This is a genomic window from Saccharibacillus deserti (genome assembly GCF_013618475.1).
Lineage (GTDB): Bacteria > Bacillota > Bacilli > Paenibacillales > Paenibacillaceae > Saccharibacillus > Saccharibacillus deserti.
On the sequence record NZ_JABJVN010000003.1, the window covers coordinates 290,368 to 315,456 of the forward strand.

12 protein-coding genes are annotated in these 25,089 nt (G+C 59.3%); 9 read left to right on the plus strand and 3 right to left on the minus strand.

What is annotated here, in order from left to right; translation table 11 throughout:
• Positions 1 to 40: 40 nt before the first annotated feature.
• The 4 genes from HOP44_RS11545 to HOP44_RS11560 all read left to right on the plus strand — a co-directional run bounded on the left by HOP44_RS11545 (position 41) and on the right by HOP44_RS11560 (position 6,783).
• On the plus strand, positions 41 to 970 hold the full coding sequence (locus HOP44_RS11545) for an ABC transporter permease (RefSeq protein ID WP_246369746.1): 930 nt from the start codon (positions 41 to 43) through the stop codon (positions 968 to 970).
• Positions 971 to 986: 16 nt separating this feature from the next.
• Positions 987 to 1,940 carry a carbohydrate ABC transporter permease gene (locus HOP44_RS11550; protein ID WP_172253398.1) on the plus strand — a complete coding sequence of 318 codons (954 nt, stop codon included), beginning with the start codon at positions 987 to 989 and terminating at the stop codon, positions 1,938 to 1,940.
• A 135-nt stretch (positions 1,941 to 2,075) separates the two neighbouring features.
• The gene (locus HOP44_RS11555) at positions 2,076 to 3,596 is read left to right on the plus strand and encodes an ABC transporter substrate-binding protein (RefSeq protein WP_172253400.1); all 1,521 of its coding nucleotides are present in this window, start codon (positions 2,076 to 2,078) and stop codon (positions 3,594 to 3,596) included.
• Positions 3,597 to 3,885: 289 nt separating this feature from the next.
• Positions 3,886 to 6,783: an endo-beta-N-acetylglucosaminidase gene (locus tag HOP44_RS11560; RefSeq protein ID WP_246369747.1), complete on the plus strand. Its 2,898-nt coding sequence runs from the start codon at positions 3,886 to 3,888 to the stop codon at positions 6,781 to 6,783.
• A gap of 322 nt (positions 6,784 to 7,105) precedes the next feature.
• Here the strand turns inward: HOP44_RS11560 and HOP44_RS11565 are convergent, their stop codons facing one another.
• The 3 genes from HOP44_RS11565 to HOP44_RS11575 form a co-directional block, all read right to left on the minus strand.
• Positions 7,106 to 9,835, minus strand: coding sequence for a response regulator (locus HOP44_RS11565; protein ID WP_172253401.1), 2,730 nt, complete (start codon positions 9,833 to 9,835; stop codon positions 7,106 to 7,108).
• A 154-nt stretch (positions 9,836 to 9,989) separates the two neighbouring features.
• Entirely contained in the window at positions 9,990 to 11,819 is a 1,830-nt protein-coding gene (locus tag HOP44_RS11570) for an ICP22 family protein (RefSeq protein WP_172253402.1), read from the minus strand.
• On the minus strand, positions 11,816 to 12,769 hold the full coding sequence (locus tag HOP44_RS11575) for a hypothetical protein (protein ID WP_172253403.1): 954 nt from the start codon (positions 12,767 to 12,769) through the stop codon (positions 11,816 to 11,818). Before HOP44_RS11575 ends, HOP44_RS11570 begins: the two co-directional genes overlap by 4 nt.
• Before the next feature lie 595 nt (positions 12,770 to 13,364).
• On the opposite strand from HOP44_RS11575, the gene HOP44_RS11580 reads away from it, so the two are divergent.
• The 5 genes from HOP44_RS11580 to HOP44_RS11600 all read left to right on the plus strand — a co-directional run bounded on the left by HOP44_RS11580 (position 13,365) and on the right by HOP44_RS11600 (position 24,706).
• Entirely contained in the window at positions 13,365 to 15,182 is a 1,818-nt protein-coding gene (locus HOP44_RS11580; RefSeq protein WP_172253404.1) for a vWA domain-containing protein, read from the plus strand.
• Between the two features lie 216 nt (positions 15,183 to 15,398).
• Positions 15,399 to 18,788, plus strand: coding sequence for a tubulin-like doman-containing protein (locus tag HOP44_RS11585; protein WP_172253423.1), 3,390 nt, complete (start codon positions 15,399 to 15,401; stop codon positions 18,786 to 18,788).
• A 1-nt stretch (position 18,789) separates the two neighbouring features.
• The gene (locus HOP44_RS11590; RefSeq protein WP_172253425.1) at positions 18,790 to 21,357 is read left to right on the plus strand and encodes a transcription initiation factor TFIID; all 2,568 of its coding nucleotides are present in this window, start codon (positions 18,790 to 18,792) and stop codon (positions 21,355 to 21,357) included.
• A gap of 401 nt (positions 21,358 to 21,758) precedes the next feature.
• Positions 21,759 to 23,087, plus strand: coding sequence for a vWA domain-containing protein (locus tag HOP44_RS11595; protein ID WP_172253427.1), 1,329 nt, complete (start codon positions 21,759 to 21,761; stop codon positions 23,085 to 23,087).
• A 257-nt stretch (positions 23,088 to 23,344) separates the two neighbouring features.
• Positions 23,345 to 24,706, plus strand: coding sequence for a dihydrolipoyl dehydrogenase family protein (locus HOP44_RS11600; RefSeq protein WP_172253429.1), 1,362 nt, complete (start codon positions 23,345 to 23,347; stop codon positions 24,704 to 24,706).
• Positions 24,707 to 25,089: the final 383 nt, after the last annotated feature.

A 25,089-nucleotide genomic window follows, 5' to 3' on the forward strand; every position in this document is an offset into this window, starting at 1 on the left:
ACCGCCGCTTACAAACGCCATGTTTCGAGGAGGAATCATCTTGACGGCCTTTTGGAAAAAGATCGTGCGCAACCGGGCGCTGCTGCTGCTTGTTCTTCCCGGAACGGTCTGGTTCCTGATCTTCGCCTACCTGCCGATGTTCGGCACGGTGCTGGCGTTCAAAGATTTCCGGATCAGCCCGGATGGATTTTTCGCAAGCGTTCTCAACAGCGAGTGGGTCGGGTTCAAGAATTTCGAGTACCTGTTCCGGACCAGCGACGCCTATATCATCACCCGCAACACCATTTTGTATAATGTCGCGATGATTATCCTGGGACTGGTCAGCGCCGTCGCTTTCGCGATTCTGCTGAGCGAACTGCTCAACAAGCGGATGGCCAAAGTGTATCAGACCGGCATGTTCCTGCCTCACTTTCTGTCGTGGGTCATTATCAGCTATTTCGCTTTTACCTTCCTTAGCCCCGACAAAGGCGTGCTGAACCAACTGCTGACCGCGCTCGGCATGGAGCGGGTCAGCTGGTATTCCGAACCGGCCTACTGGCCGTTCATCCTGCTGTTTGTCGGCATCTGGAAAGGGATCGGCTACAGCAGCGTCATTTATCTGGCGGCGATTACCGGTATCGACAAGTCGTATTACGAAGCCGCGACGATCGACGGCGCGCGCAAATGGCAGCAGATCCGCTACATCACGCTGCCGCTGCTGCGCCCGCTGATGATTATCCTGACGATCCTGGCGATCGGGGGCATTTTCCGCTCCGACTTCGGGCTGTTCTATCAGCTGCCCAAAGACTCCGGCGCGCTGTATCCGGTCACTAACGTCATCGATACCTTCGTGTACCGCGGGCTGATGAACATGGGCGACATCGGCATGAGCACGGCGGCGGGTCTGTATCAGTCGCTTGTCGGCCTGATCCTGATTCTGACGACGAATTACATCGTACGCCGGATCGACCGCGACCAGGCCATCTTTTAGAAAAGGAGGATGGGGCATGGCACAAACGTTCATCAAGCCAAGGGAAGCCGGCGAAGACCGTAGCGGACGCAAGAAGCGCGATTACAACGCCATCACTCCTTTTTGGAACGTGATCTTCAATATCGGGGTCGGGCTGTTCGCCTTCTCCTGCGTCTTCCCGTTTCTGTTCGTCATTATGATCTCGCTGACGGACGAACAGACGCTTGCGCTGGAAGGCTTCAGCTTATGGCCAAGCGAATTCAGCACCGCCGCTTACCGTTACGTATTCCAGTCCGGCAATGAGCTGCTGCTGTCGTTCGGCGTCACGCTTGCGGTCACCGTCATCGGCACGCTGCTCACGCTGGCGCTGGTGACGACGTATTCGTACGCACTGTCGCGCCGCAGTTTCGAATTCCGCGGATTCTTCAGTTTTCTGGCTTTTTTCACGATGCTGTTCTCGGGCGGCATGGTGCCGGGCTACATCGTAATGACCCAGTTCCTGCATCTGCAAAATACGATCTGGGCGCTTATCCTTCCGCTGTCGCTCAGTGCGTTCTCGATCATCGTGATGCGCACCTTTTTCCAGACGACGGTACCGGACGAAGTGGTCGAATCGGCCAAGATCGACGGGGCGGGCGAGTTCCGGGCTTTCTTCAGTATCGTGCTGCCGATCTCGCTGCCGGGGATCGCGACGATCGGGCTGTTCAGCGCATTGGGCTACTGGAACGACTGGTTCAATGCCCTGCTGTACTATAACAATCCCGATCAGACGCCGCCGCTGCAGTTTCTGCTGATGCAGATCGAGAAGAACATGGATTTCCTGACCAAAAACGCGCAGTACCTCGGGAACTTCGACGCCGCCGCGGGTCTTCCGACCGAGACGGTTCGTATGGCGATGGTCGTGCTGGCCACGCTGCCGATCGTGCTGGCGTATCCGTTTTTCCAGCGATATTTTATTCAGGGTCTTACGGTCGGTTCGGTCAAAGGCTGAACGGATCGGTGAACCCGATGTTTGTTGGACAAGGATTCGACGGCTCAACGGGACTTTCGGTGCGTCAAGCACTCGAACATTCCGTTCGCGCCGAATCATGATAGCGTTACCATTTTGAATGCGGAGGGGTCTGTTATGTTAAAAAGAAAAAAGCTGCCGCTTGCGCTCGCTTTGATGCTGATGATATCGGTGCTGGCGGCGTGCGGCGGAGGCGGAGCCGCGGACAAAGGGGCACCGGCCAAAGAATCCGAAGCGGTGCAGAGCGACGGAACGGTGGATGTCTCGAAGCTCGATCCGGTTACGCTCAAGCTGTACCTGATCGGTCCGACGCCGAACGATCTGCCGAAGGTTCAGGAAGAGATGAACAAATACTTAACGGAAAAGATCAACACCAAACTCGATATTTCGATGATCGACTGGGGCGACTACACGCAGCGGATGCAGGTTATTACAAGCTCCGGCGAAGATTACGATATCGCGTTCACGAGCGCTTGGGCGTTCGATTACCTGCCGAATGCGGCGAAGGGCGCGTTCCTGCCGATCAACGATCTGCTCGACCAGTACGGCCAGGGGATCAAGGATACGATCGACCCGCGTTTCCTTGAAGGAAGCAAAGTGAACGGGGTCAACTACGCGGTGCCGAACCAGAAAGAACTGGCCGGCCAAGCCGTATGGCGCTTTAACAAAAAGTATGTGGACAAATACAAGCTTGATCTGGACAGCGTTACGACGCTCGAAAGTCTCGAACCGCTGCTCAAGACGATCAAGGAAAGCGAGCCGGCCGATATTACGCCGCTGGCGGTGCCGAAATCGTTCAAGCCGCCGCTGCCGTTCGACTTCCTGATCGGCGACGAGATTCCGATCGGCATGTACCTCGACGCGAAAGACAACAAATATGTCAACGTGCTGGATACGCCGGAATTCAAGCAGGCCCTGACGACGATGCGCAAATACTATCAAGCCGGCTACGTCCGCGAGGATATCGCCACGCTTGAAGGCATCGACAATATGAAGACGGGCAAGTGGCTTGTCGACAAAGAGATCACGCAGCCGTACGCCGATCTGCTGTGGTCGAGAAGCGCGGGCTACGATATCGTCAGCCGCCCGATGCAGCAGCCGGTCATCGCGACGGGTTCCGCAGCCGGTTCCATGATGGCGATCTCGTCGTATTCGAAAAACCCGGAGCGCTCGATGATGTTCCTCAACCTGCTCAATACCGACCCGGTGCTGCGCAACATGATCCAGTACGGCATCGAAGACGTGCACTACAAAAAGCTCGAAGGCAATTACATCGAAGATCTGCCGGCCATGTCGGAAAATTACGCCATGCCGGGATTCGCGCTCGGCAATCTGTTCCTGACCTACCTGCATGAAGGCGATCCCGAAGACAAATGGGAGCAGTTCGAAGCGTTCAACGAATCGGCGCTGGTCGCCCCTTCGTTCGGCTTCAACTTCGATACCGCGCCGGTCAAGACGGAGGTCGCTTCCGTGACCAACGTCGCCAAGGAATTCATTCCGGTGCTGTTCACGGGTTCGGTCGATCCGGACGAATACCTGCCGAAAGCGCAGCAGAAATTCAAGGATGCCGGAATCGACCGCGTGATTGCCGAAGCCCAGAAGCAGTATGACGCCTGGGCGGCGGAGCAGGGCAAATAAACGCAAACGCAGGCAGATTCGGGAAGAGGGCATAAAGGCCGCATACAAGCCCCGTTTACGCCCTCTACCGAAGCCTAACAGTAAGAATGCTGCAGCAGGTCGTCATTTCGCGCTTTTTTCGCCACATGGAGAGAAGATAAGCCCGGATGCCGCACTTCTGCAGCCTTTTGCTGTACGGACGGCTGTTCCCGGCCCTTGTTGAAGCATAGTCGTATCTTTACCGGCACGAAGTCCGATTCCGAAATCCGATTTGCGAGTATACTACATGCACCGGGAGGAACTTAATCCGATGAAAATGAACAGACGCAAGCCCGATCGCAGGGCGAATGCCGCTTCCCGTACCGCCGCATCTTTCGCTCCGAACGCCGATCCGCAGCAGCCTTTGTCGGACACGCCGCAGTTTGATCGCCCGTCCGGCGGGCATCCCGGATCGCCGCGGCCGGTCCGCAGTCCTTTCCGCATGTGGCGCAGAACGCTGGGGACCGCCGCCGTGACGCTGCTGGCCGTTACCGCGCTGAGCTTCGGCCCGCAGGCGGAAGCCGCCCAGCCGTATTCGTCCTACTGGTATCCGGATACGCTGCTGGAGTGGTCGCCTTCGTCCGATCCCGACGCGCCGTTCAACCGCGGCTCGATTCCGCTGCAGAACAAGCGGATCCAGGGCGCGCCGGTCAATCCAAATACGGACAAAGACGCGCAGGTCATCGCCCTGTCGGCCATGTATCCGAGTACCAGCGGCGCTCCGTCACAGGGATCGGAAACGTTCCATATGTATGCCTTCGGCTTCTGGCAGTATGTCGACAAACTGGTCATGTGGGGCGGATCGGCGGGAGAAGGGGTCATCGTGCCGCCAAGCGCCGATGTGATCGACGCGGCGCACAAAAACGGGGTGCCCGTGTACGGCACCGTCTTCCTGCCGCAGACCGAGCACGGCGGCAAAATCCAGTGGATGCGCGATATGCTGAAACGGGATGCGTCCGGGAAATTCCCGGTTGCGGACAAGCTGGTGGAATCGGCGCGGTATTACGGCTTCGACGGCTGGTTCATCAATCAGGAAACGCAGGGAGGGACGGCGCAGGACGCGGCGGATATGCAGGACTTCCTAAAATATCTCCAGCAGATCAAAGACCCGGGGATGGAGATTCTCTGGTACGATTCGATGATCGAATCCGGTCCGATCCGCTGGCAGGGCGCACTGAATACGCAGAACGACGGATTTTTCCAGCAGAACGGACAGGCCGTCTCGGACGCCGTGTTCCTGGACTTCCGCTGGCAGTCGTCGAGTTACCTGCCTGGCTTCCGTTCTTCGCCGGCCGCGGCGGAGGCGCTCGGCCGCAGTCCGTACGATCTGTTCGCCGGTATCGACGTGGAAGCGAACGGCAGCAATGGCCGCTATAACTGGCCGGAGCTGTTCCCACAGGGCGGCGCTCCGATGTCGCTTGGCCTGTACCGGCCGGATTGGGCATTCAAAACGTCGCAGAATCAGGCGGAGTATCTGGAGAAGGACGAGCAATTCTGGACGGGACCCGCGGGAGATCCGAGCCGCCCGGCGGCGATCGATCCGGCCAATCCGTACGCCTGGCGGGGAATAGCGGCGGATATTGCGGATAAGAGCGCAGTGACGGGTACCGAGTTTATTACGCACTTCGGAACGGGCAACGGGAAAATGTTCGCCGTCAACGGCGAAGTGGTCCGCGAGCGGGAATGGAGCAACCGCAGTATCCAGGACATCCTGCCGACCTGGCGCTGGATGACCCGCGCCGAAGGCGGCGGGCAGGCGCTGGAACCTTCGCTGGACTTCGAGCGTGCCTACTACGGAGGCAGTTCGCTCAAGGTCGCGGGCAATCTCTCCAAAGGCTCTTCGACGACCGTGAATCTGTACCGGACGCAGATTCCGGTGGACCGGACGATGGAAGTCTCGGCGGCCGTTTACGGAATCAACCGCGATGCCTCTGTCCAGATCGGCGTTTCGTTCACCGATGCGCCGGACGAATACGTCTTCCTGGAACCGAAGAACTGGCAGTCCGCCGGCAAAGACAAGTCCTGGCAGCGCGGCAGCGTCAAGCTGAACGCCTACAAAGGCCGCACGGTGGCCGGCCTTGCGCTGAAGTTCGAAGGCAAAGCCGCGATCACCGGCTACGAAGCCCATGTCGGCGAGCTGTCGCTGCGCACGGTCAGCGATGCCGCCCGCAAGCCGGACGCCGTCACCGGACTGACCGTGACGGAGAGCGATTTCCGGGACGGCATCTACGGTGATGCCCGGTTGAAATGGAAGGCGCCGGCCGCGGGAGAAGCGGCGGTGTTCTACCGGATCTACCGCGAACAGGCGGACGGCAGCCGCGAATGGGTCGGCGAGACGCCGAATACGGTCTACTACGTACCGGAACTGCGCCGCGCGGACGGCGAAGACCGGACGAAGCTGGTCGTCGCGGCGGTCAACCGCCACTACGAGGCGGGCAAGGAAAGCACGGCCTCGATGCAGTGGCCGGCCTATCCGGTGCCGCAGGCGAACTTCGAAGCCGACCGCACGCTGATCGCGCCGGGAGAAAGCGTGCAGTTCACCGACCGGTCGTCGGAAGTGACCACCGAATGGAAGTGGAGCTTCCCGGGCGGAGAACCGGCTTCGAGTACGGAGCGCAATCCGAAGGTCGTCTATAAGGAAGCCGGAACCTACGAAGTGACGCTGGTCGCGAAGAACCGGGTCGGCGAAGATACGCTGAAGCGGCAGCTGATTACGGTGACGGACGAAGCTGCAGGCGGCGTGTCGGATCTGGCCCGGGGCGCCAAAGCTTCGGCTTCGGGCTTTACCAATGCCGGCGAAGCGCCGCCGATGGCCGTGGACGGCGATGACAAGACCAAATGGTGCGCGGTCGGCGACGGTCCGCATACCCTGACGCTCGATCTGGGCTCCGCCCGCAAGATCAGCGAGTTCGTGGTCAAGCACGCGGAGACCGGCGGCGAACCGGCCGCGTTTAATACGCGGGCGTTCACCATTCGCGTAAGCGGCGACGGCGAGAACTGGACCGACGCCGTGAAAGTGACCGACAACGCTGCCGGTCTGGGCAAGCATGCGATTCCGCTGACCTCGGCCCGCTACGTGCAGCTTGTCGCGGACAAGCCGACGCAGGGCGGGGATACGGCGGCACGGATCTACGGGCTTGAGGTCATGGGATTGAACGCGGCCGAGTAACCGCCATTTGAAGAAATTTTGTTCGGAATCGCCAAACAAAAAAAGCTGTCCGGCTGTTTAGCCGGACAGCTCAATATGTCGAGAAAATCTGATCCAAAGCGAAGCCAATAGGCGGAAGGAGAAATTCAGTGAAGGAACGATAGTGTTCGCCTTTGAAATCGGGAAAATTCCATTGAAATTTAATCCTTTTTCCCGATTTCAACACGCGACCGGAACGGATTTCTCCTGCAGCCGCCATGCTTCTAAAGCGAATAGGACTTTCTCGACAGCCTGAAGCTGTCCGGCTGTTGAGCCGGACAGCTTTTTGGCGAGCGCTGCCGTCTTATTTCGGCAGCCATATCCGCATCATAGAGAACAATTTCTCGATATCCAGCGGTTTGCTGATATAATCCGACGCGCCGGCAGCCAGGCACATTTCCCGTTCATCCTTCATGGCTTTGGCCGAGAGGACGATAATGGGCAGGCTGCTGAACTCGGGCTTCGACCGGATTTCCTGCATCGCTTCGTATCCGTTCATTTCCGGCATCATGATATCCATCAGAACCAGATCGTAGGAAGGATCGCGTTCCAGCACTTCCAGAGCTTCGCGGCCGTTCTCGGCGATGCCGACTTCCGCGCCCTTGTTCTCGAGCGCGATCGAGATGGCATAAATATTGCGCGCATCGTCGTCGACCAGCAGCAGCCTGCGGTTGCGGAACAGTTCCAGATCGCCTTCCCGGTCCACGGGCATGGAGAGTTTCGATACGCCCGGAGCAATAGCGGGACGTGTCGAAGCGGGAGCGGGCTTGAACATCGGATCCGCTTCGCCCGTTTGCGAAGCGCGCAGATCGAGCGGCAGAATCAAGGTGAAGGTACTGCCTTTGCCGTCGGAACTTTCCACGCCGATCCGGCTTTTGAGCAGCCGCGAGAACTCGCGGCAGATGGATAATCCGAGTCCCGTTCCTCCGTATACGCGCTCCGTCGCGCTGTCGGCCTGGCGGAAAGCTTCGAAGATCAGGCTCCGCTTTTCGTCCGCGATCCCGATGCCCGTGTCGGCGACTTCGATCTTCAATTCGCGGCTTCCCGGCTCCGCTTCCGAACCGACGGTGCCGATCTTCAGTTTCACCGACCCCTGCGGCGTGAATTTAATCGCGTTGGACAGCAGGTTCTTGACGATCTGTTCGACACGTCTTCCGTCCGTCCAGATCAATGCCGGCGTATCCGGTTCGATGGCGGCTTCCAGCAGAAGGTTTTTGCGTTTGGCGATTTCGCTGAACAGACCGAGCATCGAATGGGGAAGTTCCGTCACGTTGTACGGCTCGATCAGGACGTCCATTTGGCCGGCTTCGGCTTTGGCCAGGTCAAGAATATCGTCGATCAGAGCCAGCAGGTCTTTGCCGGAACGATAGATCGTGGCCGCATATTCTTTCTCCTGGCCGCTCAGCGTATGATCTTCTTTCTCGGACAAAATCTGCGACAGAATCAGGATGCTGTTCAGCGGCGTCCGAAGTTCATGGGACATGTTGGCGAGGAACTCGGACTGGAATTCGGAGTTCCGGACCAGCTCGCCCTGCACGACTTCAAGCAGCCTGTTCTTCTCTTCGACCTGCAGGTTGGTGCGCTCCAACTGTTCGTTGGCGCCGCGGAGCGTATCCTGCTGGCTGCGCAGCTCTTCCGACTGGGACTGCATTTCTTCCGACTGGGACTGCAGCTCTTCCGCCTGCGTCTGCAGTTCTTCGGTCAGCATCTGCGATTCGCGCAGCAGGCGGTCGACTTCCATCCGGCCCGCTACGCTGTTGAGGGCGATGCCGAGCGTATTCGTCAGCTGTTCAACCAGGTGCTTCTGCGCAGGGCTAAAAGGTTCCAGCGAAGCAAATTCCACGACGGCTTCGATTCGGTCTTCAAACCCGATCGGCACGATCAAGAGACTGGCCGGAGCCGCTTGTCCCGTTCCCGAAGCAATCCGCAAATAATGTTCCGGTACGTGTGCGATCGAGAGAATCTCTCCGCTTTCCGCGGCGCGCCCTACCAGTCCTTCGCCGATTTTGAAGCTTTCATGAGCTTCTTCCGAAGGATAGCCGGCAAAAGACGAGATCCGTTTCAAGTCGTCGTTTTCCGTACGCAGATAAAAAACGCCGTAAGCCGAGCCCGTCAGCGGGACCACTTTGCGCAGGAAGGTATAAGAGAGCTGATCGAGAGTGTTAATATTCTGATACAGCGCCGAAGATTCCGCCAGCGCCGTCTGGATCCAATTGTATTCGGCCAGTGCTTCATTTAATTCGCGGGCTTTGCGGTTATGCGTCTCCAGCGAAGCGGCCATTTCATTGAACGAAAAAGCGATGTTTCCGATCTCGCCGTGCGGATCGGCATGAAGGCGGGGAAGCGATTCCGCATTGTTGAAATCGACACCGCGCATCACATCGGTTACCGACTTAAGACTGCGTGTCGTACCGCGTATTGTCCAGAACATAAGGAAAATAGAGAGGAGGATGGTCACGGGAATGGCGATTCCGATTACCCACAGCGTGATTCGGGTGATTTCGCCCGTACGTTTACGGGACTCTTCCAGCGCCTGCCGCTGAACGGATTGAAAAGCATCGAGTTTTTTGAGAAGGCCGGCGCGATTTCGCTCCGTGATGCGGCTCAGCTCCGCCGCCGCATCTGCGGTCCGGCCGCTGCCGATTTCTTCGGCCAGCGTCTGCGCGGAATCCAGATAGGTCTCGTAATCGACCCGGATCGCGGCAAGGCGCGCACTGCCCGGATCGCCGCCATCGAAGTTTTCGGCAATCAGCAGCTGCTCCAGCGCCTGCCTGCGGTACTGGCTAATCCGTTCAATCCGCGAGGCGACCCGGGAACGGTCTTGTTCGCCGACGAGACGGACCAATTCGCTGTCCAGTGTATAGAATGTGCTGCGCAGGTCCGAGACGGCTTTGCTTTTTCCGTAACGGGCTTCCATATCGACGTTGACCGATTTGTTGTTGAGATAGAGGAAAACGGAGGCTGCGGCCAATACGATTAACAAAATAGCCAGCAGACCGCTGAACCCTAAAATCTGTCTCTTCTTGTAGTTCAAGGGGGGTGTCCTCCAGACTGGATATAGGTCGGATCGGGTACGTCAGATAAGTTGTGCTCAATTAGTATAAACCATTTTAAGAACCTTTGCCCTACAACTGCCGAGAGAATCAGAAAATGTTTGATCCGCACGAAGCTGGAGCATTGTCCATTGTCTATGAGGCGGCCTCCGCTTCGAATACGGGTACGGATTGCTCTGCCGGTTCGGAAGCCTCAGATGCCGTGTTTGTCTCCGGCGCCGTGTCCGCATCCCCGCCCGGCGTCGGCTCGGGCAGGGGAGGGCCGGTGTTGGAATCCGGTTCGCTTTCGCTGGATAAAGGGTCCTGTACGTCGTCCGGAGTTCCGCCTGGGGAAGGCAGGGGAGCGGCGTCGCCCGTATCCTGCGTCTCTTCGACGGCGCTGCCCGGTTCCAGTTCGACAAAAGAAAACGCAAAGCCCTGAAGCTCGTATACGGCGGTCTGGTCTTCTTCCTCGGCATCGATCGGATGAGCGGCGCGCAGCGTCTGTCCGCCGTCTTCGATCGTGTATCCGTCCGCTTCGACGCGGAACATCGGTGTGAAAGAGCCGCCTTCCAGGCGGATAGCGGTATAGACCGCTTTGCGCGAGAGCGATTCGGACTCGATGACGACGACCGGAGTCGTCCCGTCGGACAGCTGCTCCTGGATCTCCAGGCTTCGGGCGTTCGCAGCAGCCAGATTCTGCGGAGCACGGTACACGGTCCGGCCGCTGCCAAACTTGAAGCCGAAGTGAAGAAGACCTTCTTCGTCCAGAGCGGCGACGTAGACATCCGCGCCGAACCGGCCTGTTCCGCTTACGGCCAAGGAGTAGGAACGCGACGAATCATTCAGTTGGAGGATGCGCAGCGGTTCGGCTTCTATCCAGGCTTCTTCCGCTTTGCGGATCGCTTCGGCCGTATCGGCATAACCGTCCAGCGCTCGGTACAAGGCGATCGCCTCCTCAAAACGGCCGTCCGCAATCAGCGAACCGGCTCGATTATTCAGTTCGCCGATCCGCGTTTCGATCCAGCCCGACAGATCGGAAGATCCTCCCGTTTCCGAGACGAAGTCCGCAAAGTTTCGGGCATGCGAAGCGAACGTCGAATAGGATGAAGCTTCGAGATCTTTGCGAAGCACCGTGCCGGCTGTCTCCTCGGCCTGCGCTCCGACCCACGGCGCCTCCACGCCGATCGCGGCGTAGCTGCCCAGCGTAATCTGCGCTTCATCCAGCATGCCGGTGTAATTTCCGGCAGCGGCGAGCTTTTTGAGCTTGCGGCGGTCGTAATCGGCCCAAAGAGTGTTCAGGTGGTCGGTTTTGACTTGTTCTTGAGCTTCCGTGTCCTGTGCGTTCGCGGTCTGCGTATCGGCGGAATCCGGGGAAGCGTCGTTCGGATTCTTCCCGGCAAAAAAGGCCGCGGGGATACTCAGCAGCTGCTCTTTGGAGGATTCGTCGCGGTAATCGCCCGATTCGAGGTTGCCGTCCAGCTTTTGCTCGAAGCTTTCCCGAAACGTGGAGAATCCTGCGGCCGCCGTTTCCGCTGCGGCGTACCGTTGGTCGAGTTCGCGGTATTCGGCCGCGAATTCGCCGTCCAGAGACAGCTTCCCGAAATCGGCATAGACTTCGTAGGATCCGAGAAATGCTTCGAAATCGCCGGTTTCCGCCGCGTTCAGCAGTTCGCTTTTGGACAACAGGATCTCTTGGCGCAGTCGGGTAATCGGAGCCAGCTCGGCCAGGCGCTCCCGGACATGCTCTTCCCGGTAGCGGATAACGGTGTTCGAGAGTGCCGCCGCATAAGCGGACTCGGCCGCGATTCGCCGGTGCTCCGTGTAGAAGGCATCGGCCTGCCGGACCTGCTGAATCTTCGCTTCGACCCGGAATCCTTTGACCGTTACGGCCGCAAGCGCGGCTGCGCACAGAAAAATCAGCAGATTGCGCAGGGTCAGCGCGCCGCGAATCGTCATAAAGATATTGTAGAGCTTTCGGCTCATGAGAAATCGCCTTCGCCGCCGGATGCTCCTCGCCTTGGGCTTCGTCCGCCGAAGCGGACGCGGTAGACCTCGTCCGCTTCGAGCTTCAGCGGCTCCAGGCTTCCGGGATGCTGGGCCAGTACTTCGCGCAGACGCTCGAGCCGGTCTTCGGGCAGCTTGTGCGCATAGCGGCGGATAAAGTCCGGATACAGTTCGATATATCGCTTCATCCGTACGGCAGCGCCCGCCACGGACGCCAGAATATGGTCGCCGCGGGGCAGACTGCGAATCCGGGGCTCGTACCGCAGACAGTAGCGGATCGCATTTTCTTTGATCAATTCGCGGTTGAGCCGGGCGACCTCGCCGATATAGCCGGCCAGATGCGCGGAGAAGCCTTCCATAATCAGCGAATCTACCAGCAGATCCATATCGCGCCGGAGCAAGAAGGTCTGCAGCAGTTCCGCCTGCAGTCCGCGAATCGGATCGTTGCGCAGCAGCGTATTGACCTCGCGCAGCATCTCGTAGGCGCGAGCGGGTTCGGATTCGAGCCGGGCCTCGGCGGCCCGGATATCCTGAATCAGGCCGTGCCGGATCCGGTCGCGGTCTCTGGCGAACAGGCGGTCGGTTCGGATCCGGATCTGCGCTTCGTAGGCCCGGCGCTGGGCGAACGCCAAGAGACCCGTCAGCAGAATGCCGGCGGCGGCCGAAATGCCGATCCAGGGCATCGTCCCGGCGAAGAACATGGCGAGCAGGGTCAGCAGGGCGGCAAACAGCAGCTCCGACTGCATGGAGCGCCGGGTCTCGCGCCGGGCCGCCGCCGGAATGTCCGACAGCGTTCGGCTTCCGCATGACGGGCAGACGTCCGCAGACAATACGGTATAACTGCCGCATTTGCGGCAAAGCCGAAGTTTGTCGTAGGCATACCGGGTACGTTCGTAGGGGGTGAAGGTAACGTTCAACTTTTTGTTCATTCGCGTTCACGCCGATCGTTTAGAGTATTGAGCAGCCGTTTGTCCAGCTCCGCCCGTTCGGGCGCCTGTCTGGGGCTTCGCATATAGAGTAAGGATTTAATTACCGTAAAAAGAAACAAAATCCCGAGCATTCCGTATGTGAGATAAATCAAATAAGCGGACAATGTCTGCACGTTCCTTTCCGGGCTCGATTTCGGTTCCGCCCAAGCCTGACGAAGCGCCCAAACGGAAACAGCCGCTCTCCCTCGCGGAAGATACGGATAAGCCGCCGTATAGGCCGAGCGATCATTCGGGCAGTGCCTTCTTGGTTAACGATAGCCGGAAACGGCTTCCGGCGCAACCGTTCGCTTGGACGTCGGCGGGAGCCGTTGGTTCGAAGCGCAGGGCGCATATTTGGGCAGGAAAAGGGACAGCCGCCGTTTGAAAAGACATCCTGAGGAGGAAGGTTACAGGGTTTTCAGAAGTTATTAACGAAATATTAAGGATTTTCACAGAAAACAGGCCTATGATAGTTTGGACGGCTTCGGCCGAAATCCGAAAGGCACCGAATACATGAACACGTAATGCATTTAGTCGATAAAGGGGTTTTGATGAAATGGTTCTGAGAATGGGGAAACGGATTTATCCGCTGCTTGCGGCGCTGCTGTTGGCTTCGGGAGTATTCCCGGCCGGCGTGCAGCCTGCCGCGGCGTCGGGAACGGCTTCCTCCCAGCCGGGTGCAGGAGGAACGTCGACCGCCGGCTCCGCGCCGATCGACGCGGTACTCGTGCTTGATGCCAGCAACTCGATGGCGACAAGCGATCCGCAGAAGATCGGGAACGAAGCCATGCGGCTGTTCATCGATATGCTGCCCGTACAGGGCGACCGTGTCGGCATCGTCTCCTATACGGATGTCGTCCAGCGGGAGAAAGCGCTGCTGGAGATCCAGGGCCGGAGCGACAAGGACGAGCTGAAGACGTTCATCGGCCAGCTCGGCCGCGGCGCCTATACCGATACGGCGGTCGGCGTAACCGAAGCGGTCAATATGCTGCGGCGCGGCGCGCAGACCGGCCGGGAGCCGATGATCGTGCTGCTGGCCGACGGCAACACTCAGCTCAATACGACCAAGTCCAAGACGCTCGACCAGTCCAAGCAGGAGCTGGCCGATTCCGTGAAGAAAGCGGCCGACGCCGGAATTCCGGTCTACACGATCGGGCTCAACGCCGACGGCAAGCTGAATCAGGCCGAGCTTGAGAAGATCGCGTCGGATACGAACGGCAAATCGTTCGTGACGGATTCCGCGGACGATCTGCCGGGAATCCTGAGCGAGATTTTTGCCAGCCATCAGCAGCTTAACGTGACGGCGCTTGATCCGCTGACGGGCAATGGAGAATTCCAGAACGTCACGATCGGCGTGCCGAACGCAAACGTCCTGGAAGCGAATGTGTCGATCACCTCGGGCCAGCCGGTCGAGCTCAAGCTCCAAGACCCGGGCGGCGCCGAAGTGACGATTCCTTCGGACGCCGTTACGCTGTCCAAGTCCAAGACGTATTCGCTGCTGAAGCTCATCAAACCGCAGGAAGGCGATTGGACGCTCGGCGTCAAAGGCGCAAACAAAGACCAGATCGATATTAGCCTGGTCTTCAACTACGATCTTGAACTCGCAACCGCTCCGTTGGGCGCGGACTCCTACGGCAAAGGCGACAAGGTCGACGTTTCCGCGTACCTGACGAGCGCCGGCCAGAAGCTGGATTCGCCTGGGTTGGCCGCCACAATGAAAGCAACGCTCGTCGTCAAAGATGAAGAGACGGGAATCGAGACGAATGTGCCCATGGCGCTCAAGGATGCGCAGTTCGACGGCAGCTACGAGCTGCCCGAAGCGCACAAGTATACGCTGATTGTCCGGGCCAAGGCCGACAGCTTCTACCGCGAATCCGCTCCGATCGAGATCGACGCCGCTTCCGGCTCGGTATCCGGCGGTTCGGGAGCCGAAGCGGACAAGCCGTTCCCGCTCGTGCCGGTTATTCTGGGCGTCTTGGGGCTGCTTGCGCTCGCCGCGCTTGTTTTCTTCCTGATGCGTTATCTCAAAAAAGCGAACAAAGGCTTTGTCGGCCAAATGGTGATCGAGATCCGCGACGAAAATACCGGCGAACGTTCTTATCCGCAGTATAAGAAACTAAATACGTACAAAGGCCGTCTTAATCTGCATCAGCTTCTCCAGCTTGCGCCCGAACTGAAAGACGCCGAGAACATCGTCTTCACCCCGGGTTCGAACGACCGGATTCTGCTGCGCAGCAGCGCCGAAGGCGTTCCGATCGAGAAATCCGGCCGCGTCGTCGATACGTCGAAGGGTCTGGAACTGAAAAGCGGCGACCGGATCACCGTTCCGATGGCCCAAGCCGGCAAGACGATTAATTTGGAATATTTAGTCTAGTCAAACTCCTCGCCGCGACTTTGACCAAAGAAGATCGAAGCGGGACGGCTCAACCCGCTTCGATTTCTATCCAAAAGCGATTTCTATCCAATTTGACTAGACCCGCTTCGGAACGCAAAAGGTTTGTCCGAATCCATCCCTATCCGCTATCCGCACCGAATCGGCCTTCCGCGAAGAAGCACAAGCGCGAAGGCCGCATCCCGAAAGGAGCTTTTCATGAAACCGATCGTAAGAGAACATATCCAGCAGCTCGACGTCTCGCTCGGAGGCGGAATCGTCAGCGAGAAGATCCGCGTCGATACCATCGACAATCCGATGCTCATTATCGGACTCGGCGGCACGGGCATCGACGCCCTGCTGCGCCTCAAATACCAGATCAACCGCCGCTTCAAACTGCCGGAAGATCCGGTCTCCAAGAAGAAGATGGAGAAGCCGTCCAACGTCGAGTTCCTCGCGTTCGAGACGAACGAGCAGGATCGCGGCAAGCGCTACAAAGGCATCGGGCTCGACCCGATCAACGAATTCGTGCTGCTCGCCAACGCCGAGATCGGCGGACTGCTGCAGAACCGCAGCATCCTCGAGCCGTACATCACCGAATGGCTGTCGCCGGAGCTCAGCATCACCGACGGCATGAACGGCGCGGCCGGCGTGCGCCAGGCGGGACGCCTGCTGCTGTTCACGAAGATCAACCAGGTCGTGCAGGCGATCGACAAGAAGATCAAGACGCTGTCCGTCGGCACCAACAAGAAGCTCACCGTGTTCCTGCTGACCGGTCTGTCCGGCGGTACCGGCAGCGGCTCGTTCCTCGATATTTCGTACATCATCCGCGGGCTGGTCGAACGCGATCACGGCGCAGCCGGCGTCGACCGCCTCAACATGCTGGGCTACCTGTTCACGCCGGACGTCAATCTGTCGAACAAAAGCCTCAGCGAACATACGCGCGAATACGTCCGCAAGAACGGCTACGCCGCCCTCAAAGAACTGGATTACTGGATGAACGTGGACGCGCGCGGGGAGCGGTTCAAGCAGCAGTACGGCAGTATCCTGACCGTCAACTCGCCGCTGCCGCCTTTTAACCTGTGCCATCTGATCTCCGCGACCAACACCGAAGGCAAGCTGCTGGAGAACGCGTACGATTACTGCATGAACGTGACGGCCGAGAATATTACCAACTTTATGGCCAGCGAGGAAAAAGCGTCGGGCGAAGAGTTCGCGATCCACGATTATATCAGCAACATCCGCACGAACATCGCGCAGATGACCAAAGCTTATCCGGCCAACTACGACTACAACATCATCGGCGCGTCGTCCGCGGTGCTGCCGATCGAAGAAATGACGACGTATCTCGCGTACCGCCTGTTCCAGAAGATGGAGAAGATGTTCCAGCACGCGCCGAACCAGGAAGAGGTCGAGCGGTTTGCGCAGAAGCTCATGCTGGATCCGGATTCGATGCTCAAGACGTTCGAGTCGAGAGTGCCGGAACCGATTCCGGGCTACCAGAACAGCGAACGCCTCAGCTACGCGAACGTGATCAAAATGCAAAGCGTGAGCATGGACGCGGAGCTGGAGCAGACGTTCCTGACGCGGGCGCGCGAAGAATACATCAAGATGAAGAAACAGCTGCCGGGCGAGATGCTGGAGCGCTTTTCCGAACAGATCCGCCGTGCTTTCCTGAGTCCGGAGCAGGGGCCGTTCTACGTCTCCCGCCTCATTTATACGGAGAAGGGATTCTCCCTGCTCAAAATGCTTCAGGCGTACATCGAGAACCTGCGCGAGTCGCTGCTGCGGATTCCGCGCGATATCGAAGCGGCCGAAGAACAGGCGAACGAACGGATGGGCGACGCCAAGAGCGCGCTCATTTCCCGGGACAAGAAGAAGAACGCCTATATCGAAGCCAAAATGAACGAGTACTGGCTGCGGGCCGACATCGAGCGCACCGAGCAGATGATCGAGTTCTATGAAGACTTTTACGAGCTGCTGAACCGGGAAAACAACCGCATCTATGGGGTGTTTACCGAGATTCTCAACGCGCTGAGCTCCATCTTCGAACGCAACGGCGAGATTCTGACGCGCGGCGACGAACAGGTGGACCACAAAGGGAACAAAACGTATTACTGGAACGTGGTCAGCGTGCCGGACATCTCCAAATTCGTCGGCAGCCTGATGGAAAAACGCGACGTGGACGATCTGATCCGCGATTTCTCGCAGGAACTGATCGACCATTCGGACCGCTGGATCAAAGAACAGGAAGTCGATATCATCGGTTCGATCTCGGACTTCCTGACGAGCAAATTCGGCGATCTGATCACGCAGTCGATGGAAGATTTCCTGCGCATGAAGTTCGGCGAAGACGAGTCGATCGAGAAGTTCGTCGAGCGCAACATCGCGGGCAAGCTGGACGAGGAAGCGATTCCGGTCTTCCACTTGAGCAACAGCTCCGGCAATTTGCATTTCCCTTCGTGGGGCTTCGTGTCCGTGCCGGTTCAGGCACCGGGCATTCTGAAGGGCATCCGCAACTACCAGGAGAACGCGATCGGCAAATCGAATTTCACGGTCAAGGAAAGCCAGGTCAAGAACCGGATTTTCTGGCTCAATACGCGCAACGGGGTGCCGCTGTTCGTCTATACGCCGCTCAAAGTCTATGAAGAAAACTACGAACGGACCATTCTCGGCAAAGAAGGCGTCGGACGCCATCTGGTGCAGACCGAACGCGACAACTGGACATATCTGCCGTCGCCGATTCCGCAGCAGTCGTGGGGCGACGTGTACGACAACGGCCGGGTCAAAGACTATAACGGACGCGTCCGCAGCGAGTTCGACCGGGCGCGCCAGTATGGGGTCATCGTGGAAAAAGACGCCGATCAGACGACCAGCAGCCGCTATTCCGTCGTCACGACGGTCGCGTTCGACTTGTTCGCGTCGCTCGCAGGCTTCGATATGCAGCTGCAAAGCGCCAAGCCGAACCTCGGCGAAGTGAAGCGCGCGCATGCCGAACTCAAGCGCCTGCTGAGCGAAGGCATCGGCCGGGAGTCGGTCAAGGATATTTTCGGCAGCATCAACGAAGACCTGGCCAAAGAAAACCTGATCCGTTCGCCGGAGCAGATCCGCCGGGTGCGCGAAGAACTGGCGAAGTACGAGACGATCCAGGCCAAAGTGTCCGAACTGGAATCGCTGCTGTCGCAGCATGCCGGGGAAGAGAAACTGCTGGATCAATATATCGAAGCGCTGTACACCGAGACGATCGTCAAAAAAGGCGCGCTCTACGTCTACGACCGCGAAGAGGACGAAGAGAGCTGGGAGCCGTTCGTCAATCTGATGAAGAGCCGCAGCTATCCGCATTTCGAGATTTACGACGTGTTCCGTTCGCTCGGCGACCGGCAGCGGCAGACGCTGCTGCGCAAAGCGTCCCGCCGCTCCAGCGAGCTGACCGCTTCGGAAGACGTTTCCCTGCTGGCCGGCAAGCTGGACGAGCTGTACACGGCGTTCATCGAAGCGAGGCAGCAGCTGGAATACGAGAAGATGGAACTTGTGAACGGCGAAGAAGCGTACCGCTTCTATCAAGAAACCGCGGCCAAGCTCAACGAGCTGCGCAAAAGGTTGAGATAACATGAACGAGCTGCTGGAGCAATTCGCCGCCGCGTACGCGGCGCGGGAAGAAGGGCTTCCGGGCTTCGCGGAAGGGAGGAGCGGCCTGCATTATCCGGCCGCTTTCCTGTTTGTGGGAGACCGGGCGGCCGAAGCGGCGTCGGCGCTGGCGCGGCTGAACGCGGGCAAATACGATAACGCGGCGGGCATCGCCTATTTCCATGTCGCTTCGTCCGCGCTGCCGCAGGACGATTTGGATCATCACCGTCAGGCGGTACGTTTCCGCTGGGATGCTTTTGGCGGGCAGGACGCGGAAGAGAATACGCTGCGCCGCGATACGCACCGCGCGTTCGTCAACCCGAAAGCGGACCATCTCTATGAACTGAACCGCGCGCTGCGCCGGTCCAGCCGCATGCTGTCCGAGAGCGGCCGGCTGTTCGCGTCGTTCGACCGGCTGCATCTTTCGGTCGTGACGCATGCGGACGACGTGATGAACGTGCTGACGCCGGAGATCTCGCTGCTGGCCGGCGCGGTGTTCGGACAGTCGTTCAAGTCCGTGCAGACGGATCTCTACGTCCTTGTCAGCGATCAGGAGCAGGCCGATTCGTTCGGCTATTCCAGTTCGGTCGGCGTGTCGTTCCTGCGGGAGCTGGATCTCGTCCAGCGTCCGGAATACGCGTTCTCCGCGCCGCTTCAAGTGACGGAAAACCGATTGGCGATCGACGTGAACCACGCGCCGTCGCCGCTGTTCGATCTCGTCTATCTGCTGTCGGACAAGAACGAACGCGGCATCGCCGCGCCGGGCGGCCTGCGCGGCGCATACGAGATTATCTGCCATGCGCATCTGCTCAAGAACCGCCGCCGCGATTCGGGTTCGTCGGCGGGCAGCGCCGCGGCCGGAGAAGAACAGCCGCTGGAAGGATTGAAGACCGGCGCCGGCCAGTACAACAATTCGTCGTTCAAAAGCGGGTTGTCGAACGAGTCCGGGCGCCGGGGGATGGCTTCGGGCGGTTTTGCCCGGGTGACCCGGCCGGACCGCTCGATCGCGCTGGCCGTGCTGCATTATTTCGCGCGCGGCCTGAACCGCCGCATGCGGGAGATTCCCGAGACGCCGGCGGCCGAGCAGCTGTCGCGCCTCGAACTGGACCGCCCGCATATGCGCGAGCGCGCCGAGCGCCTGGCGCCGGACGAAGGCAAGCTTGAAGATATGAACGGTATCATGAGTTCATCCGCGACGTATTCGTCGATCCGCCGCATGACGCTGGCGGAAGCGGAAGCGGCGCTGTTCGGCTCGGCCGCGGAGAGTTTCTTCCGCGGCAACTTCGAGGCGGAAGCGCAGCGGCGCCTGGCCGAGGCCGATATCGGCCGGGGCCTGCGGCAGTATGCCGAGCGTGCGGCGGCGGAAGACGCGCGGCACGGGCTGTACCGGATCGCCGCCTGGAGCGATCCGTCGGAATCCGCGAACGCGGCGCCGTCGGCGCTGCTGGAGCGGATGCGCGAAGCGATGCTGGAGCAGGGCAGCGCCCGGGAGGAGCTGGACCGGCTCTACGGCGGCCTTGTCGAAGAGCAGCCGCACAAGAAAGCGCTGCTGCGCGACAGCCAGAATGTGCGACACTTCGTCCGCTATTTCTTCGAGCAGGTCTACGGTCTCAAGCTGCGCATCCTGCGCCTGGAGATGGAGATCGAGCTGTACCGGCGCTACGAAGACGCGCTGTCCGAGCTGCATGTCCGCTACAAGGCGATGATTCGCCGCGTGGAGCAGCTGGAAGAACGGCTGCGCCGCGCCGCGGAATACAGCGCGAGGAGCGCCGACGATTACATCGGCCAGAACCTGATGCCGTATTACGAGCGCGTCGTCGATACGCTGATGCGTGATGCGGAAGACCGGCGCGGCCGGGATTACTATTTCGAGGAGCGCCGGCTTGGCGACCTCGCCGCGCTGATCGCGGATCGTCCGGAGGACGGGGAGGCTGCGGGAGAGAGTTCGGGAATGGGAACAGGAGTAGGCGAAGCCGGAATTTACGGCAGTGGGACCGGACTGCCGGGCAGCGTGCCGACCGGCATGAACGAAGCCGGACTGCAGCCGATGAACGCGGGCGAGCACCGGCTGCTTCGGCGGCTGACGGATCTGTGCGCCCGCGAGCTGCTGGGCGCGGAGCCGCTTGTGCAGACGTACGAGCAGGAACTGCTGCGCCGGGCCAACGTCGCCGTCGAATACGAAAACCGCGAGACGATGACCAAGGAAGATCTGTTCCGCATTCTCTACCGCAAGCTGGAAGAGCGCGCGGCGATCAATCTGCGGCTGTTCGACTACACCCAGGAGCACCGCCACGAAGAAAAGTATTTCTTCGGCGACGGCAACGGCGAATTCATGCGCTATGCGCTGAACGAGGAAGAGACGTCGCGGATCTACCGCGTCGGCTACGTCCACGAACGCCGCAGCGACGGGGTGGAGAAGCTGAACCTGATGGGCGGCTTCCATATCGAAGACTTGATGTACTACCGTAACGGCCGCGTCTATTACGACGCTTATGTGAAAGCGGGGTATCTGTTCCACGCGATCGACGCCCATCGTCTGCCGGAGATCTGATGGGCCCGCTCGGCTGCCGGAATGTTCCCTTTGAGTGGGCCGGGGCAGGTCTTCTGTGAAAAGCGGGACGAAATAAAAGCGCAGCGGCACTTATTTCGTCGGTTTTGGGCGCTTGAAGTCTTTTAGCTGCGAGAGAACCGTTACTTGGAGCGCCGCCTGCTTTTTTCGCCGGATTCGGAGGAAATAGCTGTCTCTACGCAGTTATTTGCAGGGTATCAGCGGTGAAAAGAAGGATAACGGCTCGTAGGCAGTTATTTGGGGCTGCGCAGGGAGTAAGAGAGTAAGGCGTAGGAGGCCGCTGCCGTCTGCGGCCTGGAGGTGGCTGCGCCAACCGGAACCTATCGATTGGCCCGAAGGGGGATTCAATAGGTTGCGGCATACATAGAGAGGGGTGAGGAAAGATGCAGCGTAAAATCAATGGGCTGCTGCTGGTGTTGGCGCTTGTCGGCGGGGCGGTCGGATTCGGGATCGGGGAATGGCTGCTGAGCCGTTACGAAGGAGAGATATCCAGTATTCTGCTGGTCGGGATCTACTTTGCGGTGCTGGCTTTTTGTATCGGGCTGGGCTGCCTGGCTGCGGAGATGATCTCGCCGAAGCTGAACGGGCGCTCCTGGAGAGAACGCTACGCGGGAGTGTCGTGGAAGATGCTTGTCCCGGTCACGCTGGCTGCGTTTCTGGCGCTGGGTTCGCTGTTTGAGTTCGTGTACGAACTGGATCTGGGCGGAGCCAAGCGGATCAACGATATCGTGCTGTTGATCGACAATTCGGGCAGCATGACGGGCGACGAGGAGAGCAAAGGCAACGATCCCGAGAACGAGCGGTTCACGGCGGCCAAAGAACTGATCGGGCGAATGGACGCGGAGAAGAGAGTGGCCGTGTTTACTTTCGACGAGGTTCCGCAGCTGATCCAGCCGCTGACCCCGACGGCGACGGATAGTGCAAAGCAGCAAATTTATGCGAAGATCGATGCGATCGAGCCGACGACGTACAAAACGAAAATCGACCAGGCGTTGACCGGTACGATGGAGCATATCCGGGAGCAGGGCAATGCGGAGAGCGGCGCGATGGTCATTCTGCTGTCCGACGGCGTGACCGACGTGGATTTGAACGCGGTGGTGTCCGAGTATCGGGACCAGCGGGTTCCGATCAATGCGATCGCCCTCGGCAACGCGGAAGACCAGACGCTGAACGCCCAAGATCGCGAAGCTCTGGCGGAAGGATTCCGTCTGCTGGAGAATCTGTCCGAGCGGACCGGCGGCACCTATACGAATGTCGCCAACGCTGACCAGATCTCGCTGGCGTTCCAGGATATCTACCGCGATCTGGATGACCATACGCTGCTGACCGAACGTACCGGGGCTCCGGCAGGCAGCACCTATCTGCAAATTTTGCATATCGGTCTCATCCTGCTGCTGGGTGCCGCACTCGGCATAGCGCTCGGGACCATGTTCGACAATCGGTTCCTCGCCAAAAGTTTCGGTATCGGCGGAGCGCTGGCCGGTCTGGCCGCGGGCCTGATTCTGGAACTCGGACTGCAGGGCGATTCGCTTGGGCACCCGACGGTCAGACTGCTGGCCGATCTGGCCCTGGCTTTGATTATCGCCGTGTTCACGCTGGTTGTGCCGGTCAGCGACCAGCAGCGGCGGGAACGCAGACGCAAAGGCGCGGGCGTGTCCAATCCGTCTGCGGGTCTGGGGACACGTCCCGGCGATCGCAGCAGCGGTTTTTGATTGCCGGATAAGGAAGTCTGAAACCGAGCGGATTCGCAAAAAGAATTCCGGCCGCCGCGCTGACAGACTAAGAGCGGCATGAGACCGGATAGGCCGGCAGGGTTGACGGAAGAGAGGGACGGTTAAAGATATTGAGAGTGATTAAATAGCGCACTATCGATAGCGGGAGGCAGCCGAAGGGTTTTTTTGTGAAAAAGATCCTGAATTCCGACCCTGCATCCCGAACCCCAAATCCCAAATCCGAGAGGAAGAATCCCATGACTCAATCCCTGCAGCATTCGTTCGACATCCTGTTTATCGGCAGCGGCCAGGCGGCCTGGAACGCAGCGGTGCCGCTTGCCGCGGCAGGCCGGAAGATCGTCGTTATCGAGCGTCACAAGATTGCGGGCGTCTGCACCAGCTACGGCTGCAATCCGAAGATTATTCTGGACACGCCGATCAAGGTAATGGAAGACGCGCAGCTGTATGGCGGGCACGGTCTGGAAAGCTCTTTTTCGCTCGACTGGTCCAAACTGATGGCGCACAAGAATTCGATTCTCGATCCGCTGCCGGACCTGGTGGAGCAGAGATTGACCGGAGCGGGCGTCACGGTCGTGCGCGGCGAAGCGAAGTTTGCCGATCCGCGTACGGTCGTGGTGGACGGCGTGTCCTATTCGGCGGAAACGATCGTGATCGCGGCGGGACAGCGCCCGGCGGAGCTGGACATTCCGGGCAGCGAACTGCTGAAGACGAGCGACGATTTCCTGTATCTGCCGGAGCTTCCGCAGCGGATCGTGTTGATCGGCGCGGGGTACGTGGCGATGGAGCTGGCGTCGATCGCGTCCAAAGCGGGCGCGCATGTCGAAGTCGTCCAGACCTCGAACCGGGCGCTGAACGGATTCCATCAACCGTATGCCCAAGCTCTGATCGAGAAGATGCGGGGCGACGGCGTCGTGTTCCATTTTGAAGACCGGGCGGCAAGTTTGTCCAAGCAGGGCGAAGAGACCGTGCTCAAGACGGAAAAAGGACTTTCGCTGCATGCCGATCTGGTCATCAACGCGACAGGCCGTATTCCGAACACGGATCAATTGGGATTGGAAGCGGCAGGCGTCGAATATACCGGCAAAGGCATCGTCGTCGACCGGTATCTGCGTACCTCGCAGCCGAATATCTACGCAAGCGGCGACGTATTGGACAAAAAACAGCCGCGCCTGACCCCGACATCCGTATTCGAAGCCAAGTATTTGGCCGCGCTGCTGTCGGGAGCGATCGACGCGCCGATCCAGTATCCGCCGATTGCCACGATCGCGTTTACCCTGCCGCGGATCTCGCAGATCGGCATCTCGCCGGAGGAAGCGGAGCAGTCGGATACGTATACCGTGAAGCCGGTCGAGCTGGGCAAACAGTGGGACTTCGCCGGTCGGGGCGATACGGATGCCCATCTGACGCTGGTGTTCGACAAGGACGGCCAACTGGTCGGAGCGGCCGCCTACAGCCGGGAAGCGCTGGATATCGTCAACGCGCTGACGCCGGTCATCGCGCTCAAGCTGTCGGCGGAGCAGGCGGATCAGCTGGTGTACGCTTTCCCTTCGTTCGAATCGACGATACCGGGTCTGCTGCGTCAGGGACAGACGAAGTAACGAGTCAAGAGTCGGCCAGGATGTCTGAAGAACGGCACGCAGGAAGCTTGAAAAAGAAAGCGTAAAAAGAGGAGGAGGCCGATGGATCGACAGGTGTATCGGCCTCCTTTTTGCTCTGCTTGAGCCCGCCTATCGGGCTGTGGGGGAAGACGTGGTATGGCGAAAACGGATGTCGGCCGATTGTTCGGATTCCCCGGCTGGAGGCGGGGGCCGCGAGCAGACGGCTGTGTTATAATGGGAGAAGCTGTGAAGATTGAAGAAAAGCCGTTCGGGAGCCGGGATTCCGACTGCCGGAACCGGCGTGACAAGGCATGAATAGAAGGGCGATTTCGAACAGGGAAACCGGAGCGTATAACGGTCGAGCCGACGTTTGGCGCAGGAAT

What these genes read in the sequence shown, in the direction of transcription:
- HOP44_RS11550 (WP_172253398.1), top strand. Translation starts at nt 987, where the DNA reads ATGGCACAAACGTTCATCAAGCCAAGGGAAGCCGGCGAAGACCGTAGC.
- HOP44_RS11595 (WP_172253427.1), top strand. Translation starts at nt 21,759, where the DNA reads ATGCAGCGTAAAATCAATGGGCTGCTGCTGGTGTTGGCGCTTGTCGGC.
- HOP44_RS11590 (WP_172253425.1), top strand. Translation starts at nt 18,790, where the DNA reads ATGAACGAGCTGCTGGAGCAATTCGCCGCCGCGTACGCGGCGCGGGAA.
- HOP44_RS11575 (WP_172253403.1), bottom strand. Translation starts at nt 12,769, where the DNA reads ATGAACAAAAAGTTGAACGTTACCTTCACCCCCTACGAACGTACCCGG.
- HOP44_RS11560 (WP_246369747.1), top strand. Translation starts at nt 3,886, where the DNA reads ATGAAAATGAACAGACGCAAGCCCGATCGCAGGGCGAATGCCGCTTCC.
- HOP44_RS11580 (WP_172253404.1), top strand. Translation starts at nt 13,365, where the DNA reads ATGGTTCTGAGAATGGGGAAACGGATTTATCCGCTGCTTGCGGCGCTG.
- HOP44_RS11585 (WP_172253423.1), top strand. Translation starts at nt 15,399, where the DNA reads ATGAAACCGATCGTAAGAGAACATATCCAGCAGCTCGACGTCTCGCTC.
- HOP44_RS11555 (WP_172253400.1), top strand. Translation starts at nt 2,076, where the DNA reads ATGTTAAAAAGAAAAAAGCTGCCGCTTGCGCTCGCTTTGATGCTGATG.
- HOP44_RS11570 (WP_172253402.1), bottom strand. Translation starts at nt 11,819, where the DNA reads ATGAGCCGAAAGCTCTACAATATCTTTATGACGATTCGCGGCGCGCTG.
- HOP44_RS11600 (WP_172253429.1), top strand. Translation starts at nt 23,345, where the DNA reads ATGACTCAATCCCTGCAGCATTCGTTCGACATCCTGTTTATCGGCAGC.